Origin of the sequence: Rhodanobacter glycinis, from assembly GCF_900114325.1 — a bacterium.
In the GTDB taxonomy this organism is placed as follows: domain Bacteria; phylum Pseudomonadota; class Gammaproteobacteria; order Xanthomonadales; family Rhodanobacteraceae; genus Rhodanobacter_A; species Rhodanobacter_A glycinis.
On record NZ_FOSR01000010.1, the window covers coordinates 148,320 to 166,297 of the forward strand.

Sequence of the window (17,978 nt, forward strand, 5' to 3'; positions counted from 1 at the left end):
GAGCAACCTGGCGGCCACGGAACAACGATCAGTCGATGCCGAGCTTCTTCAGCTTGTAGCGCAACGCGCGGAAGGTGATGCCGAGCTTTCGGGCGGCGGCGGTCTTGTTGTAGCGGGATTCTTCCAGCGCCTTGATGATGGCGGTGCGCTCGAGGTTGCTGATGTAGTCGTCGAGGCCACCGTCGGGCGTGGATGCCGCGGCGGCGGGCGCGGTCGCCATGCCGGCCGGGGACGGGGACGTTGGCGCGGGCTCGCCGGACATGCGCGGCGCGCGTTGCGGCAGCATCAGGTCGGTGGCGGTGATGCTGTCGCCGTCGCACATCGCCATTGCGCGTTCGAGGATGTTTTCCAGTTCGCGCACGTTGCCCGGGAAATCGTAGGCTTCCAGCGCTTGCCTGGCGTCGGCCTGCAGGCGGCCTTCGTCGCCACCGTTCTTCGCGGCCAGTTGCTTGAGGATGAAGGCGGACAGCAGCGGCACGTCGCCACGGCGCTCGCGCAGCGGTGGCACGCGCAATTCGATCACGTTGATGCGATAGAACAGATCCTGTCGGAACAGGCCCTGCTCGACTAGCGCGGCCAGGTTCTTGTGCGTGGCCGAGAGGATGCGCACGTCCACCGGTATTTCCTCGCGCGCGCCGATCGGGCGCACCGCTTTTTCCTGGATCGCGCGCAGCAGTTTCACCTGCATGTGCAGCGGCAGCTCAGCGACTTCGTCGAGGAACAGCGTGCCGCCGTTGGCGGCCTGGAACAGGCCTTCCTTGTCGGCGCCGGCGCCGGTGAAGCTGCCTTTGCGATGGCCGAAGAATTCGCTTTCCATCAGCTCGGACGGAATCGCGCCGCAGTTCACCGGCACGAACGGGCCGCTGGTGCGCGGGCCCTGTTCGTGGATCAGCCGCGCCACCAGTTCCTTGCCCACGCCGGATTCGCCGGCGATGTAGACCGGTGCCTGGTTGCGCGCCAGCTTGCCGATGGTGACGCGGACCTGCTGCATGGTCAGCGAGTCGCCGATCAGGCGGCTGCCGCTGGCGGCGGCATCGGGCGCATCGTTGCCGCCGGCGCGCTTTTCCTCGGCCAGCTTCAGCGCCGTGCGCACCAGCCGGCGCAGCATCTGGATATCGACCGGCTTGGAGACGAAATCGAACGCGCCAGCCTTGAGTGCATTCACCGCGGCGTCGACGTTGCCGTAGGCGGTGATCATCGCCACCGGCGTGTCGGGGTGTTCGTCCGCGATCAGCTCGATCACTTCCTGGCCGTTGCCGTCGGGCAGGCGCATGTCGGTGAAGCACAAATCGTAGCTGCGCTCGTCCAGCGCGCGGCGGGCCTCGGCAACCGTGCCGACGGCGTGGACCTGCAGGTCCATGCGGCCCAGCGTGATGGTGAGCAGCTCGCGAATGTCGCGTTCGTCGTCGATGACCAGAACGGTCTGTTGGCTCATGGGCACGGCAGTTGGTGGGATGTCAATCAGGATACTAGCCGCTTTGACGGGAGGCAAAGCCGTCCGGGCGCGTATGCCGTCCGGCGGGCCTGTTCGACGGTCGCTCCGAACGGTGCGCAGCTTTGCGGCAGGAACTTGGAGCCCGCTCGCGGGCGATGCTTTCCCGCAGTGGGAATAGAAGCAAAAGCATCGCCCGCGAGCGGGCTCCGGGACCGGGCGGATTCTCAGCGTGCCAGCCGGTGTTCGAAGAATGCCACGATGGTGCGATAGGCCTGCTGCGACTCGGGCAGTTCGGGATCGGAGAAGAACGAGTGCCACATGCCTTCCCATACGTGCAGTTCGGTGGGCACGCCGGCCTGGTCGAGCAGTTCGTTGCTGTGGACCACCGAGCTCATGGTCATGTCGCGTGTGCCGGTGATCAGCAGGGTCGGCGGGAACTGCGCCAGCAGCGCGGGCGACAGCCCCGGTTGTACCAGCGGGTCATGCGGATTGGCGCCGTGGAAGTAGGGCAGCGCGGCGAGGCCGAAGGGATGCGCGGGCACGCCTTGCCCGTTGAGCAGCGGTGCGGTGTAGGACGAATCACCGGCGATGTCCACCAGTCCTCCGCAGAACATGCCGATCGCACCGGGTACCGGCAGCTTGTCGGTGATGAAGCGCGCCACCGACTCGCCGGTGAGGATGCCGCCGGCCGAGCAGCCGTAGATGCCGATCTCGTCTGGTCTGTGCGTTTTCAGCAGGGCGCGGTAGACCTTTTCCACGTCCGTGCTGGCGGCGGGAAAGGTGTATTCGGTGCCTTGCCGGTAGTTCACCCCGATGACCTTGATGCGGCCCAGGCTGGCGATCGGGATCGATTCGACCAGCGCCCCGCTGTGCGCCCCCCACAGGAAGGCGCCGCCGTGCAGGTTGAGCAGCACGCGGTGGCGGTTCGCTGGCGCCACGCCCTGCGCGGGCAACACGGTGTCGACATCGACGCCGGCGATGCTGCTGTGGCCGAGTTTCACCGGATACAGCTTTTCCATGCGCCGCACGCGATTGCGGTTGAGGTGGTCGTAGAAGGCGCGGCTTTGCGCGATCGGTGCGGTGATCGGCGGCGCCTTGCTGCCTTCGGCAAGCATCTTCGGGAAGAACGCGCGCGCCTGCGGCGAGGCGAACACCGAGTAGGGCACGCTGGCGGCAGGTGAGGTGACGCTGCCGTCGGGCTTGATGCTTTGCGCGAGGGCGCTGGCGGCGAACAAACTGCCGCCGAGCAGCATGACCGAGGTGATGGTTGATCGAGGCAAACGGTTCATGGTGGTTCCTCGCATGTGACCAGGTGGGTGGTTGCGTTGGCCTGAGCGCCTGTTCAAATGGTGAGCGCACGAGCTTGTAGCAGGAGCGGCTTCAGCCGCGATGCTCTTCAGGCTTTTCGGCTGCCATGCAAAAAGCATCGCGGCTGAAGCTGCTCCTGCTCCCGGGAAGATGACGGCAGACGGGGGCTGGACAGGACCTTGAACGGGCGCCTATTCCGATCCGCCTGTCGTGGTGGCCGTTGCCTTTGGCATCGCACCGTCGTCGAGCAATTGCCGCATCTTCAGGTACACCCCGTTGGTCCAGCCGAAGCCGATCACGTTCTGGGTGTAGCCGGCGGTGATCTTCACGTCGGCGTTGCCGAGCACCATGTTGTATTTTTCGCGGATTGTGCCGTCCGCGGCGAAGCTGCGATCGACGGTGGCGGTGAACTTGCCGGCGATACGGCGCGCGTCGGCGTGGAAGCCGTAGGCGTCCAGCCCGGCCACCGCGAGCCAGTTCGTCGGCGCCCAGCCGAACGGCGCATCCCATTGCGCGCCGGTGACGCGGGTGCTCATGGCCAGCCCGCCACGCTGCTCGAACAGCCCGAGCTTGCCATCCAGCGCGTGTGCCTGCGCGGGCGAGGCCGCGTCTGCCCACAGCGGGTAGAACGCGGTCAGGTAGGGATCGGTCGAGGGCCGGTGCGCGACGAAGTCGTAGTCCATGTACAGGCCCTTGGCAGATTGCCACAGGTATTGGTTCATCGCGGCCTTGCGCGTTGCTGCTGCGTGCGCCCAGTGCCTGGTGTCCGCCGTCTTGCCGAGTTGCACGGCGAAATCGTGCAGTGCGCACTCGTAGCGGTAGAGCAGGCTGTTCAAGCCTACCGGTGCGTAGTGGTGGGTGGAGCCGCCGAACGGGCCGAAGTGGAAATCGGTGTCGAAACCGGATTCGCGCATGGCGCGGTCGCCGAGATAGTAGTCGGCGCTGAGACGATAGCCGTCGGCCCAGGCATCGGCGCAGACCTTCGATGCGCCGACGTCGCAACTCGTGGTTTTCAGGTGTGCCGATTCGGCGGCTCCCGGGTGCTGCGATGCCTTGACCAGGTAGCCGGGGTCTTGAGACGGATGCGCCAGCAGCCATTTGATTACGCCTTGGTAGTAGCGGGCGTCGCGCGACTCCGGCACCGGGCCGTGGCCGTAGTCGAAATAGCGGGCCAGGCCGGTGTCGCCAGCGCGGTGCTCGGGGCGCGTCCACACGTCGTGGTTGCGCACCGCCAGCGGGTAGGCGTGCACCAGCCAGGCATGCTTCGCCGCGGTATCGGGGAAACTGGCAGGATCATCCATCAGCGCTGCCATCATCATGGCAAGGAACGGGGGCTGCGAGCGGCTGAGGTAGACGGTGCGGTTCGCGTTGAGTACACCGCCATAGTGCGCCACTTCGAACAACGCGTTGTCCACCATATTGCGGGCGAGCGCCTCGCGGTGGTCGGCGAGCAGGCCGAGTTCGATGAAATAGCTGTCCCAGCCGTACATCGCATTGAAGAAGCCTCCGGGCACCACGTAGGGATGCGGCAGGTAGAGCAGCCCCTGTGCGGGCAGTTTCGTGGCATCGATGTCGCCGAGCCGGTGGATCGTGCGGGGCAGCCGCCGCACCTCGACATGGCAGGTGCCGGCAAGCTGCGCGAGCCCGGCTGGCGTGGGCAGCGCATGCGGCAGGTAGACCGTTGGTTGCACTCCACCCACACCGTGGCCGAAGGCGGAGCAGTCGGCCATCTGCCGGGTCAGGCTGGTCCAGGCATGGTCGATATAGGCGCGTGTGCGTGCTGGGTCGGGCGTGGCGGCGAAGACGCTTGTCATGCACAGCACGGCCAGCGTGCCGAAGGCGGTACGGGCGAGGGTTTTCATGGATGAAGCCTCATGGGTACGGCATCTGGGGAATCGGTCCCCGGGGTCGCTGGTGTTTTCACATTGCCCGCTCCGGCACTGCATCGAAGGCGACGGTGAGTCGCGCGCGGTCGCTGTAAAACGGCACGGTGCCGTGCCAGACATATGATGGAAACAGCACCAGTGTGCCGGCTTCGGGACGAACGCTGTGCTGGGCGTGCAAGGGTGGTGTCGTCACGATGCCGGGCTCGCCGAAGGCGAGGCAGCCGTCCGGCGTGGTGGCGCCGGCCATGCCCTCGGGCAGGTCGACATAGAAGGCCGAGGAGATCCAGCCGCGCGGATGCACGTGGTTGGCGTGGTAGCCGGAACTGTGCAGGCGCACCGACCAGCTGCCGTTGAAGCGGTAGCTGTCGCGATGGCGACGACGCAGCGGGTCATCGCCGTGGCCGATGTGCGCGAGGTAGTCGCGGATCGGCGCGTCGAAGGCATTGAACAGGGCCTGGATCACCGGGTCGGTGTGACGGGTCAGGTCCGCAGTGGTTTCGGTGCCGTGGCGCAGCGACTGGAACAGCAGCGGATGACCGTGCGGATCGTGCAGGCACTCCAGGCTGCGCTGGAGGTCGGCGAGGAAACTGGCGAGATCCGGCCACCCCGATGGCGCCTGCAGGCGACAGGGTCGTACCAGGTGTGCGTAGTCGCAGTAGGCGTCGTGGCGCACGTCGCCAAGCAGTCGCCAGGCGGTGGTCTGGAGGGCGATCAAGTACTGGTCGTCAGGCGTCTCGGTCAGCAGGGCTTCGCAGTGATGCAGCGCGTGGCGCGCATCGCCCACACCAAGCAGGGCGGCGGCCAGCAGGTTGCGCGCGGCCGTCGAAGCGGGCGACACGTGCAGCGCTCGTTCCGCCAGGCTCCGTGCGATTGCAGGGTCGAACTCCAGCGCGGCAAGCCCTGCGCGTACCAGTAAAACCGGCGTGGCCTGCGCGTGCGAAGCCGGCGCGGACAAGCAGGCATGGGCGCCGCGTGCATCGCCCGTGCCCTGCAGGATGGCGGCCTTGGCGGCGAGCAAAGCCTCGTCGCCGGTGAACTTCTGCAGAGCCTGATCGAGCGAGTCCGTGGCTTGCGCGGGGTCGCCGGTACGCATCCACACCAGTCGCGCGAGATGGTCGTGCGCCTCGACGTTGCGCGGTTCCAGCCGCAGGCCGTCGCGCAAGGCCGCTTCGGCGCGCGCGAACTCGCCGAGTGCGATCAGGCTGCGTGCATGGGTGAAGTGGATGGTGGCGCTCGGGCGACCGTGCGCCAGCGCCAGGCTGGCGGTGCGTTCGGCTTCGGTGTGATGGCCGGCGGCAGTGAGGGCGATCGCCAGTGCATGCGCGGCGCCCGAATTGTCGGGCGCCGCTTCCGCCGCACGGCGATAGTACGCGATGGCTTCGTCGTGACGCCCCATCGCAGCCAGCGCCGCCACGTGTTGCGCGGCCAGCTCGGCGTTGGCGTGGCCGGTGGCGCACAGTGGCGCCAGCAGCGCCAGCGCGTCGGCCGGGCGCTGGTTGCCGTTGTAGTGGCGCGCCAACAGCAATGCGGCGTGCGGCAGCTTGGTGGCCGCGCGTCGCAGCAGGGGTTCGGCTTCGTCGTGGCGGCCGCTGGTGAGCAGCAGTTCGCCCAAGGTTGTGAGCGTAGGCGCCCAGTTCGGGTCGAGCGCCATCGCCTGGCGCAGCAGTGCCTCGGCGCCTTCGGCATCGCCGAAACTTTGGCGCAGGCCGCCGAGCAGGCGCAGCGCTTCGGCACAGTCGGGGTGTTCCACGACGATGGCCTGCAGGCGCTGGTGCGCGCTGCGCAGGTCACCGGCCTGCAACAGCGCGCCGACCTGGCGCATGGATTCGAGCAGCGCGGGTGCGGTGGTGGGCATGGGATGCTTTCCGGCCCGTCATTCCAACACGGGTTTTTGCCCGTCATTCCGGCCTGCGCCGGAATGGCGAGGTTGGAGCTCGGCGCTCATCGGGGGCGTCTTCATAGCGCCCGCCGCATCAGCGTCGCTTTGCCCGTCGTCGCATCACGCTGCACGGTGACGTCGTACCGTTTCCCGCGAAAGTGCACGCCCTTGAGCGTAAGCGATTGCCACGTCGGCGGCAGCACCGGCGTGTAGGCCGGGTCGAGTCCCTTGTCGTCGATGCGCAGGCCGGTGAGGCCGTATTCCATGCTCTGCACGAAACCGGCCGAGGTGGCGAGGATATAGCCGGCGTTGTTCGCCGCGGTTTCGGTACGCACGTTGAACGGCGGTTTCAGGAAGCCGACCAGGTTGCGCTGGATCCACCGGCCAGCGCCTTTCGCGTCGCCCAGTTCGGCGGAACCCACGGCGAGCATCACCATCATCATTTCGTTGGGGTCGTCGCCGTGGGTCTTCAGCGCCTGCAGCTGGAAGGCGAAGTCGTTGCGGCGCACCGTCTCGCTCATCGGCAGGTCGAGGTTGGGGTACATCAGCCAGGCTAGCGAGGAACCCATCCATGTGATCTTGTCGTGCGGCACCGAGGGGTCGAAATCGTAGTGGCGCTGCGCCTTCTCGTCGAACGGGATGTACATGTGGTCGGCGATGCGCGACCACTGCGGATCGGGCGTGGCGCCGACCAGCGTGGCCGCCTTCACCGCGATGCGCAGCGCCTTGCGCGCGGCGGCGTTGGTGAACGCGTCGTTCGGCACGTCGTCGTAGGCCTCGTCGGGCGAGGTGACGTGCAGGATCTCGTAGCGGTCGTGCGCCTTGTCCCAGGTGACGCGGCTGGCCCAGAACTCGGCCACGCCGCGGATCACCGGCCAGCCGTCCTGCTTCAGCCAGTCTTCGTCGCCGGTGGCGAGCCAGTACTGCCATTGCGCGATGGCGATATCGGCGTTGACATGGATCTCGCGGTGCACGCCCTCGGCGAAATGCGGGGTGACCACGGTGCCTTTCTGCGGGTCGGACTCCCACGGATACATCAAGCCCTTCCAGCCGTAATGCGCCGCCTGCGCCTGCGCGGGCAGCATGGTGCGATGGCGGAACATCACGATCGGTTTCGCCCGTTCCGGATGCAGCAGCAACAGCGCGGGGAATACCCACGAATCGCTGTCCCAGAACGCGTGGCCGGCATAGTTGGGGGTGAGCGCGCAGGCGCCCATCGGCCACGCGGTGCCCACGGTAGTGTTGGACAAGAGGTAGTAGAGATCCGAGTGGATGGTCTTCTGCACCTGCGGGTCGCCATCCACCACGATGTCCGATTGCCAGAGCTGGCGCCAGGCGGCCTGGTGGCTTGCGAGCAGGGCGTCGAAGCCGGTGCTGCGTGCTTGCGTGGCGAGCGCGAGATCGGCCTGCGCACCGCCGCCCCAGCCATCGCGCGAAGCGGCGATGTACTTGGTGAAGGCGTAGGTCTTGCCCTGCTCGACATGCACGGTGAGGTCGAGTGAGAGCCGATACGGTCCCTTGGCAAGCTTCGCGCTCCGGATCACGATCCCGTCCGGCAATGCGATGGCAGCGGCCTCGGCCATCGCCAGGCCCTGCTTGGCGCGACCGTCGAGCCACAGCGTCAGCGTCTTCGCGTTGCCGTCGTCGGACAGCACCCGGGTGTAGCCGGGGTACCACACCGGTGCACGGTCGGGCGTGGGCACCGGCTTGTTGTCGAGGTTCTGCCCGCTGGCGATCACCGCGGCGATCATCTGTGCGCCAGTCATCGTCGCGATCGCGAAGCGCGGCTGGTAGGCCGACCACAGCCGGATCGGGAAGGTGAGCTGCACGTCGCCGCTGAACTGCGGCGTGATGGTGAAGCGGATCGCGGCCAGGTGCGGATCGGCCTGGCTGACGAAACTGGTCACCTGCACGTCGGTGGCCTTGTGCGCGTAGTCGAAGCGGTAGCGCGTGGTAAGCGTGGCGTCGTGCATGTCCAGCGTCTGCGTGTAGCCGGCGAAGATTTTCGGGTCCAGTCGCGTCGAATTCAGCCAGCCGCCGCCGGGGTTGTAGTCGATTTCGTTCCAGCCCGGGATCGCGGCGGGACGAGAGGTGTCGCCCTTCGCGTAGTCCATCAGGGCGACCATGTAGCTGCGCGTCGGTTCGGTGCCGCGCGGTGAGGTCATCACGGAGAAGTAGCCGTTCGCCAGGTAGCTGGGGAAATAGCTGCCGAAATTCTTCGCCGTGCCGGTGAGCAGGAAACTGGGATCGGTGGCGCAGCGTGCCAATGGTGCGTGGGCCATGCCGAAGAAGATCAGTGCAGTGAAGCCGATGTGGCGCAAGCTCATGGTCGCTCCCGAAGTGGTGCGCGGCGTCGTCCATGGCGCCTGATGGATGCGAAACCTATTTCGCGGCAAGCCGGATGGCCGGCGTCGATGCTGCCATGCCGTGGCGGTTGGTCTCGCGCTTGAAGAAGAACAACGTGACCAGCAGCAGCACCATCGGCACCAGCGAAAAATAGAACGCATCGATGCCGTTGAAACGTGAGAAAACGATCGCGGTGATGCGCGAGCCCAGTGTGCCGCCCAGTGCGGAGAAAATCACGATCAGCCCGGTCATCGCCGCATGCGACGGCTTGGGTAGCGAGCTCAGCACCACCGAGTTGATGACCGGATAGATCGGCGCCATCAGCAGGCCGATCAACGGGATCAGGTAGGCGGCGACAGGCGCACTGAACCAGCCTACGCCCGGGCGCGCCGCCACGCCACGTGCCAGCGGGAGCACTACCAGCACCAGCACGCCCATGCCCAGCACGCACAGGTTCAGCAGGGTGTACCAGGGCACCCGGCGCAGCACCTGGCCGGCGGCGATGCGACCGATGGCGGTGGTCGCGGCGAGGATGCTGGCCAACTGGATGCTCATCGCGTTGGGCAGCTTGAGCACCTCGTTGTTGAAGGTGGGCAGCCAGGTGCCGAAGCTCTGCTCGATCAGCACGTAGAGGAAGGCCGAGGCCAGGAATACGTAAACCAGCGGGCGCACGAACAGGTGCAGCATCTCCAGCAGCGAGCCGCGCACCGATGTGCCTTCGTCGCTGCGCGCAGCTGATTCGTCCATGCGCGAACCGGTGATCAGCACGATCACCAGCACGCAGACCACGGCCAGCAGCCAGTACACGTTGAGCCAGGCATGGTTACCCGGTGCGCGGCGGTCGACAAAGGCGCTGAACAGCCAGCCGGCGACCAGCACGCCGACCATGAACAGGCCTTCGATGGTGTTGGTGAGGCGGCCGTGCTCGGCCTTGTCGCTGGTCAGCAGCCCGATCGACGAGTACACAGCGACCTTGACCAGCGCGAACGAAATGCCGATGCAGGTGAACAGCAGCTCGGTGGTGTGGAAGCCGGGGAACAACGGCATCAGCGAGCAGGCGACGGTGACGATGCCCAGCGCGATCATCATCGCGCGGCGGTAGCCGAGCAGCGGCAGGAACGAGGCCACCAGGAACGAGGTGATGGCGATCGGCAGATCCTTGAACAGTTCCAGCAGGCTGGCCTGCGGCTTGCCCACGCCGAACGTGTAGATGGATTGCAGGATCACCGTGCCCACACTGTTGAGCAGGATCGCGAAGACCATGTAGATCAGGGCCAGCGCGACGATCATGCGAAATCGGTTCATGTGGTACTGCCTGCGGATGGATGGGTGAAGGCCGACTCCGGGCCGAGGCCGGCGACGTGGCGTATGCCTGCCGCCGGGTTCATCGCGCGAGTCACGATGGCACGCGGCGGCCACTGCCGCCATCTGCCATGCCAACCCCGGACCTGCCGGATAGAGGGGTGTCCGGCAGGTCGACGACGCCTGGGGGAGGGGGGTCGCCGCGGGCCAGCGTCCTTTGACGGACTCCCAGGGAAGGTCTGAACAAGCCGTCATCCCAGCCTTTGCTGGGATGACGAGAAAAGACTTGACCAGAGATCCCTCAGAACTGGTACTTCGCCTGCAGGTTGTACTCGTGCCCTTCCAGCGGGCGCGCCAGGATCACACCACTGGAACCGGCCGCCGAACCGGCGATACGCGAGTTCGATTCGGTCAGGCCAAGCGCGTCGGTGACGTTGGAGCCGAGGAGAGTGAATACCCAGTGCGGACCGTAGCTGTACTGCGCACCGATGTTGAAGTCGTTGTAGCTGCCCAGTTGCTGCAGGCCGGTCTGATCCTGGGTGTGGTTGCCCACATGTTCCCAGGTCGCCCACAAGCGCAGGTCGCCGTAAGCCGTGGGAATGCGGAACGCAGGGGTGAGACGGAACTGGAACCTCGGTTGGCGCTGCAGTTGCTCGCCGTTGATGTTGGCGTAGAAGATGCCGTTCAGGCCGGAGAACGCCACGTTGCCCTGGAAATGCGAGTAGCGGCCATCCATCCAGTCGCCCGACCAGGTCACCCCGAAGAACTGATCCGGCGTGCTCGCGCGGATCTTGAAGTTGAGGCCCTTGGTGTCCGAACCGTAGGTGGTCTTGTTGCCGAACGGCACGCCGAAGGACGAGGGCTGGTAGATCAGACCGTCGAACTGGCGGTGGTAGTACGAGATGTCGGCACTGAATTGCGGATTTTCGTACTTGTAGCCGATCTCGAAGTTCTGGATCTTCAGCAGCGGCGGCGTGTCGCCGGTGGTGCTGCCGCGCAGGTCGTCGAAGCTGTTGAAGTGCGCGCCCTTGTTGGCCCGGGCGTACAACGCCATGTTGTCCTGAAGCTTGTAGGTGGCACCCAACGTCCATGAGGTGTGGGTCTTGTTGTAGTTGGTGCGTGCAACGGTGCCGTTGCACATCGACACGCTGTTGTCGTAGAGGGTGTTGGCGTTGCCGTCGATGTCGACGTTTGACAGGTTGCACACGTCGTTGCGTGCGTTCTCGTCCTCCACGCGGGCCGAGGCATCGAACATCCACTGGCCGGTTTTCCACGAGTCGGACAGGTAGAACGCCTTGTTGGTGGCCGTGCCGTTCTCGGTGATGTTGTAGCCGCCGTTGTAGATCAGGCCCTGCGCATCGGTGACGTAGTAGGTCTTTCCGCCCTGCACGTAGCTCACCGCGATCGGCGTGGCGTTCGGCGTGTTGGTCATCAACATCGGGTTGCCGAGTGACCAGCGGTCGTTGTCGGTGTAGTGCGCCAGGTACAGGCCGGCGGTCAGCGTGTTGCCCTCGAACAGTTCGTGGCTCACGCGGAAGTCGTTGACCACGCTCTTCAGGTTCTTGTGGATGTGCCACCAGCCTTGACTGATCACGTCGGCATTGGGGTCGGTCACCATGCCCGAACCGTTGGTGTAGCTGGCGGTGGCGGCGATGCCGGCCGGCACGCCGTTACCGGTTTCCCACGAACTCAGCGTCTGCGGGTTGGAGCCGGAGAACAGCGCGTTGGTGTCCATATTGCCGCCGTCGACGAGGAACTTGTCGCTCAGGGTCCAGCCGTTGCCGAAATCCCAGTCGTAGTTGCCGCCGAAGAAGCCGAGCTGGGCACCGCGGCCGTCTGCCAGGTTGGCGTTGGTACCGCCGCCCGGGTAGCTCTCCAGGTGCACGTGTTGCATCGCGCGGCTGTAATAGGTGTCGGTCAGAGGGTCGAAGCCGGGGTAGGGCGAGAAGTTGCCCGAGCCGGTCTGGATCAGCGGGATCGGCGTGATGAACTGATTGCGATCATCCAGGCCGCGTGCCCACAGTACCAGCGAGCCGCTGTCCCAGTCGCGGGTCAGCGTGGCGGTGAGCTGGCCGCCCTTGTCGGATGGGAATTGCGGGGTACGCACGCCGTCGGAAGTGCGCCAGAAGCCGCCTACGCTGCCGTACCAGCCGTTCTTGCCGATCGGGAAGCCGTAGAAGCCGTCCACGCGCTTGAGGTTCTCGGTGCCGTAGGTCACGCCGATGTCGCCGGACGGCGTATCGGTGCCCTGCTTGAGGATGTAGTTGGAGGTGAGGCCGATCTGGCCGTCGCCGAACACCACCGAGGGGCCACCCTGCAGGATTTCCACGTGGTCGACGGTGTCGTCCAGGCGAAACATCGAGCTCTGTTCGAAGAACGACAGCGATGGCATGCCGTACAACGGTGTGCCCATGATCTGGTTGGTGTAGAACGGCGCGTCGCCACCGCCCGGGAAGCCGGCGATTTCGATGTTGGCTCCGGTCTGTCCGCCGGTGGATTCGGGCCACACGCCGGGCGAGATCTTCAGCAGGTCGGCCGCGCTGCGTGGGTTGTCCATCTGGATTTGCGCCAAGCTGGCGGTGGTGATCGAGTAGCTGGCGTCGATCTTGCGCACGCCACCGGTGGTGGCCACGCCGGTGACCACCACCTGCTCCAGGTTCTGCGCCTTCTTCGGATTGGCCTTCGCCGATGCCGCTCGCTTGGTGGCAGTCGTGGCCGGTGCCGGCGTGCTGTCCTGGGCATAGGCCGTGCCGGCCATCAGTGTGGCGGCGACGGCTGCCGATAGCGTCAGTCGTGTCAATTGCTTGCTGTTCATTACGTTACTCCCCACCCGTGAATGTGTGATAGCGCGGATGCCCGCGCGGCTTGACCGCTTATGTTGTGAATTGGCCGATGTCGAACGCTGCAATGTTCGGCAGCAGCCTGTCCGCTTCCGCCAAGGCCTGCGCCTGGCCGATGCCTACCGCCGCCATCCCCGCGGCATGGATGCTGGCGACGCCGGCGGCGGCGTCTTCCACGCCGAGGCAATCGGCCGGGGCGAGTCCCAGGCCGGCCGCGGCGGCCAGGAAAATTTCCGGATCGGGCTTGGCGTGCCGGATATTCCCGGCATCGACCACGTAATCGAACAGCTCGGCGATGCCCAGCCGTTCCAGCAGCAGCGGCGCATTGCGGCTGGCCGAGGCCAGTGCTGTTTTAAGACCGGCGCGACGTGTCGCGGCCACCGCTTCGCGGGCACCGGGCAGAAGATTCTCGGGGCCGAAGTGTTCGATCTGCTGGCGGTAGTAATCGTTCTTGCGCGTGGCCAGCGCGTCCTTCTCGGCTTCGCTGTAGCTGCGCGTGGCGTTCTCGAGCAGGATCTCCAGCGAGGCACGGCGATCCACGCCTTTCAAGCGTTCGCCGACGGCATCGTCGAACGGCAGGCCGATCTCGTCGGCGAGCTTCTTCCACGCCGCGTGGTGCACCACCGCGGTATCGGCAATCACCCCGTCGAGATCGAAGATCACCGCCTTGAACGATTGCGGGAAGCTGGCCTTGCCGGACAATGCGCAGGTCACGGGATGATCCACGCGCAGGATGAGCGTGCGACCGTGATGGCGGATCTCCAGCGGCGCGCCTTCGAGCAGGCTGTACTCGACGCCTTGCGCCTGCACGGCCACGCGGACCTGCCGGCCACGCCAGCGCATGCCGAAGCGATAGCCCTGCCATGCCGCGGGCAGGGTCGGTGCGAAGCTCGGCACGCCATCCACGCAACGCAGGCCACCGAAGCCCCACGTCAGCCCCAGCCAGCTGCCGCCCATCGCGGCCAGGTGCACGCCGTGCGCGGTGTTGCCGTGCAGGTCGTCCAGGTCCACGCGCAAGGCTTCCTGGAAGTAGCGCCACGCCTTGTCCGCGTAGCCCACTTCGCTGGCCACGATGCCGAAGGTGGAGGCCGACAGCGTGGAGTCATGCACGGTCACGCCTTCGTAGTAATCGAAGTTGCGGCGCTTGCTGTCACGATCGACATCGTCACCGGCCAGCACGAAGGCCTGCAGTACGTCGGCCTGCTTGCAGACCTGGTGGCGGTAGATCGTCAGCGGATGCAGGCGCAGCAGCAGCGGTTGATGTCCGGCGTCGTCGCGCAATTCGGGCGGCAGGCGCGGCTTGTCGAGGAAGGCATCGTCCTGCGGGAAGATGCCCAGCCGTTCGTCCACCGGCAGGTACATCGCATCGGCAGCGCGGCGCCACTCGGCGATGTCGGTATCGCCCAGCGTGATGGCAGCGGCGAGGCGCGTGTACGTGTCGGGTTGTTCGCGCGCCAGCCACTCGGCCACGTCGGCGGCGTGGCGCAGGTGCCGTTGCGCCATACGGTTGGTGTAGTGGTTGTTGTCGACCAGCGCGGTGTATTCGTCCGGCCCGGTGACCTGGCAGATGCAGAAGGCGCCACCGTGGCGCGGACTGTAGTTGCCCACCTGCAGCCACAGCCGGGCGGTCTCGAACAGCATCTCGGCGCCGCCGTCGAGCAGCACGCCGGCGTCGCCGGTGGCCTCGACATAGCGCTGCAATGCGAAGGCAATGGCTGCGTTGATGTGGTACTGCGCCGAGCCGCTGGGAAAGTAGGCGGAACATTCGTCGCCGCTGATCGTGCGCCACGGATACAGCGCGCCGCGGGCATGGTTCATTTCGCGGGCGTGGGCACGCGCGCGGTCCAGCTTGCGAATGCGGTAATCCAGCATGCCGCGCGCCAGTTCGGGGGCGAGGCAGGCCAGCGCCGGCAGCACGAAGGCTTCGGCGTCCCAGAAATAATGGCCCTCGTAACCTTCGCCGGTGAGGCTCTTGGCCGCCGCGCTGCCACGGCCGTCGGCGGCGGTGGACTGGCGCAGATGGAACAGATTCACGCGCAGCGCCTGTTCGGTGGCCGGGTCGCCGTCGATGGCCAGGTCGACGCTGCGCCAGTAGTCGGCGCAGGCGGTTGCTTGCAGCGCGAGGTGCTGCTCGAAAGCTTCGTCCAGCGCCTGTTGCAGCGCGGCGGCGGCCAGGTCGAGCAGGGTGGCATCGGTGCTGCCGTCGCCCGGTTCGCTGCAGGCGTAGGCCACGTATTTTTCCAGGGTCACACTGTCGCCCGGCGCCAGCGTCGCGGTGTAGCGCTGGCGAGCGCCCTGCGTGTCGATCGCGGCGCTGGCGAAGGCGAGTTGTCCATCCGCCAGACGATGACGCTGGGCGCAGGCCAGCCGGATGTCGCTGTGGCGGGTGGCCTGGCATACCGTGGCGCCGGAGGCGTCGGCGCTCGATGCAGCAAGTGCCAGGCCGCCGTCGATGCGTGCGCCGATGCGCGGGTCGTCGCCCTGGCCGATGGCGGCCCCATCAGCGGTCAGGCTCGAATCGAGCGTGAGCAGGCCGCGATAGTCGACCGAGCGTACGCGGTAGCGAATGCACAGCAGGCCGGCGGCGTGCCACGGCACGATGCGTTCGGCATCGATCTCCAACGTGGCGCCGGCCGGCGAGCGCCAGCGCAGGTGGTGGCGCAGGCAGCCAGTGCGCAGGTCCAGCGACTGTTCGAAGTCCTGCCATTCCCCCGCGGCCAGATCGACCGGCTGGTCGCCCAGGCGCAGGCCGATGCGGGTGCCATCGACCACCGGCAAGCGGGTGTCGGTGTGGCGGGCGAAGCCGGGGAAGCGTTCGTGATATTCGATCGGCGTGCGTTCCCACACACCGGTGAGGAAGCTGCCCTGGCTGGGGCTGGGCACTTCTTCCAGGCCGCCACGCACGCCCAGCGTGCCGTTGGCTAGGGCAAACAGGCTTTCGTGATGCGCGGCGCGGGCCGGATCGTGATCGGTGCGAACCAGTCGCCATGGGTCAATGGCGCTCGGGTCGATGGCGCCCGCGCTGCCGCCATGCGAAGTCATGTCCGCATGGCGGCTGGCCGTGGCCGATGGCACATCACGATCTTGCACGCAGAACTCCCCTCAGTGGATATCGGCTACGCCATCGGCGGCCGGAATGACGCATTCGGGCGGAGCATACGAGCGAATGATATCGATATCAAGTTATCGATATCATTCGCCGTGATGACGGTTGCGACTATGGCCGTCGGACGCCATTCCACGCCCGCCCGTTGAATACCTCTCGATGGCGGGCGACACTGGGGCGCCCTTGATCGATCCGCACTTCTGCTGCGGATCCCGCCGAAGCCGTGGAGCCCATGCCGCCGTCGCGAAAAAGCCAGTTGGACCTCGACGGATGCCGGCACGGGATGCCCGCAGCGCGGCTATCCCGCCATCGTGCGGAGGGCATGGCTTGAGCCCGGTCAAGAAGAAGCAGCCGGTGGCGGTGCGCCCCAGCCCGACCATGGCGGATCTGGCCAAGCTGGCCGGAGTGTCCAAGATCACCATCTCGCGGGCGCTGGCCGACAGCCCGCTGGTCACTCTCGATACCCGCGAGCGCATCCAGGCGCTGGCGCGCAAGCACGGTTACAAGCTCAACGTCAGTGCGCGCAATCTGCGCTTGCGGCGCAGCCACACGGTGGCGGTGATCGTGGAAATGACGCCCTCGTCCAGCCGCACCATGTGGGATCCGTACCCGCTGTCACTGCTGGGCGGCATTTCGCAGGAGCTGACTTCAGCCGGCTACAGCGTGCTGCTGACCACCCGCCAAGGTGCCGCGAATGCCGCGGTGCAGGCGGCCGACGGGGTGATCCTGCTCGGCCAGGGCGTGCGCCAGGACGCGGTCAAGTTGTACGACAAGATGGGCTTGCCGATGGCGGTGTGGGGCGCGGAAGGCGACCACGACAACCACATCGTGGTGGGCAGCGACAATCGCCAGGGCGGCATCAGTGTGGCCGAGCGGTTCCTCTCGATCGGACGGCGCCGCCCGGTGTTCATCGGCAATTCCGATCACCCGGAAATGGCGCAGCGCCTGCACGGCTTCGTCGACGAACTGGCCGGTCACGGCATCAAGCCGTTGCTGCTGCAACGGGTGGACTGGACGCTGGATTCGGGTGCCGACGCGGTGCGCTCGCTGGCCAGCCGCAAGGTGCATTTCGATTCGATCTTCGCCTGCAGCGACTTGCTGGCGATGGGCGCGATCCGCGCGCTGGTGGAACTGGGTTTGTCGGTACCCAACGATGTGTCGGTGGTGGGCTACGACGACACCCCGCTGGGCGCCAGCTTTTTGCCGCCGTTGTCCACCGTGCGGCAGAACTGGCAGGAAGGCGGGGTGCTGCTGGCGCGCAAGGTGCTGGCGCTGATCCAGGGGCAGGCGGTGGCATCCCAGATGTTGCCGACTTCGTTGATTGTTCGCGCGACCTGATTTTTTTGGGGTTTGGGTGGTCGCATGTTGGCTTGTCTGTGGGGGCTTTCGCTCGTTCTGACTTGGTCGATGGGTGGCTCGCCTGCGGCGGGCTTTCGAGCGCCTGCCGGCGCCCGAGTTACCTCTCTTTGCTGGCCCAAAGAGACGTAACCCAGAGAAAGGGCCTGTGGGACCCGCCGACCCTACAAGCCTGATCGGTCGAGGCTTTTTGGAATAGAGGTGGCTCTTCCTGTTACACGCGCGGCCACACCGCGCCGTCACCGATAACCGAGGGCTAGGAAGGGCAAGCTCGCGTGATTGAATTCGACGCTGCGGTGCGCGGCTCTTCCAACCCTTCGAGAAGCGGCGCGCGGCGGAGGATCAGGCCCGCAGGGTGGTCGGCATGGATGCCGGCCAGTTCGACGCCAGGGCAGGAGCCCTGTCGGCGAACCCCCGTAGCCGGGCGCGGACCCGCCGGCTCGCAGAGCCGGTGGGCGCGAACGCAGGGTGCCCCTCTCTTGGGTTACTTTCTCTCGGGCAAGCGAGAGAAAGTGACTCG

Annotated in this window: 9 protein-coding genes; 1 reads left to right on the forward strand and 8 read right to left on the reverse strand. The window is 66.4% G+C overall.

Annotated elements, in window-relative coordinates; all coding sequences use genetic code 11:
* Positions 1–28: 28 nt before the first annotated feature.
* The 8 genes from BMY90_RS12175 to pgmB all read right to left on the reverse strand — a co-directional run bounded on the left by BMY90_RS12175 (position 29) and on the right by pgmB (position 16,086).
* Complete coding sequence (locus BMY90_RS12175; RefSeq protein WP_092704248.1) at positions 29–1,435, reverse strand: sigma-54-dependent transcriptional regulator; 1,407 nt, start codon at positions 1,433–1,435, stop codon at positions 29–31.
* Positions 1,436–1,659: 224 nt separating this feature from the next.
* Positions 1,660–2,724 (reverse strand): alpha/beta hydrolase, encoded by a 1,065-nt coding sequence (locus tag BMY90_RS12180; protein ID WP_092704250.1) that lies wholly within the window; start codon positions 2,722–2,724, stop codon positions 1,660–1,662.
* 210 nt (positions 2,725–2,934) lie between these two features.
* The gene (locus BMY90_RS12185; protein ID WP_092704252.1) at positions 2,935–4,605 is read right to left on the reverse strand and encodes a trehalase family glycosidase; all 1,671 of its coding nucleotides are present in this window, start codon (positions 4,603–4,605) and stop codon (positions 2,935–2,937) included.
* A 58-nt stretch (positions 4,606–4,663) separates the two neighbouring features.
* A complete protein-coding gene (locus tag BMY90_RS12190) occupies positions 4,664–6,484 on the reverse strand; it encodes a tetratricopeptide repeat protein (protein WP_092704254.1) in 1,821 nt (606 codons plus the stop codon).
* Positions 6,485–6,585: 101 nt separating this feature from the next.
* Positions 6,586–8,835 carry a glycosyl hydrolase family 95 catalytic domain-containing protein gene (locus BMY90_RS12195; protein WP_092704256.1) on the reverse strand — a complete coding sequence of 750 codons (2,250 nt, stop codon included), beginning with the start codon at positions 8,833–8,835 and terminating at the stop codon, positions 6,586–6,588.
* Positions 8,836–8,890: 55 nt separating this feature from the next.
* The gene (locus BMY90_RS12200) at positions 8,891–10,159 is read right to left on the reverse strand and encodes an MFS transporter (RefSeq protein ID WP_245735032.1); all 1,269 of its coding nucleotides are present in this window, start codon (positions 10,157–10,159) and stop codon (positions 8,891–8,893) included.
* 298 nt (positions 10,160–10,457) lie between these two features.
* Entirely contained in the window at positions 10,458–12,971 is a 2,514-nt protein-coding gene (locus BMY90_RS12205; protein WP_092704260.1) for a TonB-dependent receptor, read from the reverse strand.
* Between the two features lie 58 nt (positions 12,972–13,029).
* Positions 13,030–16,086, reverse strand: a complete 3,057-nt coding sequence (gene pgmB, locus BMY90_RS12210; RefSeq protein ID WP_245735033.1) for a beta-phosphoglucomutase — start codon at positions 16,084–16,086, stop codon at positions 13,030–13,032.
* 394 nt (positions 16,087–16,480) lie between these two features.
* Between pgmB and BMY90_RS12220 the strand changes: the two genes are divergently transcribed.
* Positions 16,481–17,440 carry a LacI family DNA-binding transcriptional regulator gene (locus tag BMY90_RS12220; protein ID WP_092704296.1) on the forward strand — a complete coding sequence of 320 codons (960 nt, stop codon included), beginning with the start codon at positions 16,481–16,483 and terminating at the stop codon, positions 17,438–17,440.
* The last annotated feature ends 538 nt before the right edge of the window (positions 17,441–17,978 follow it).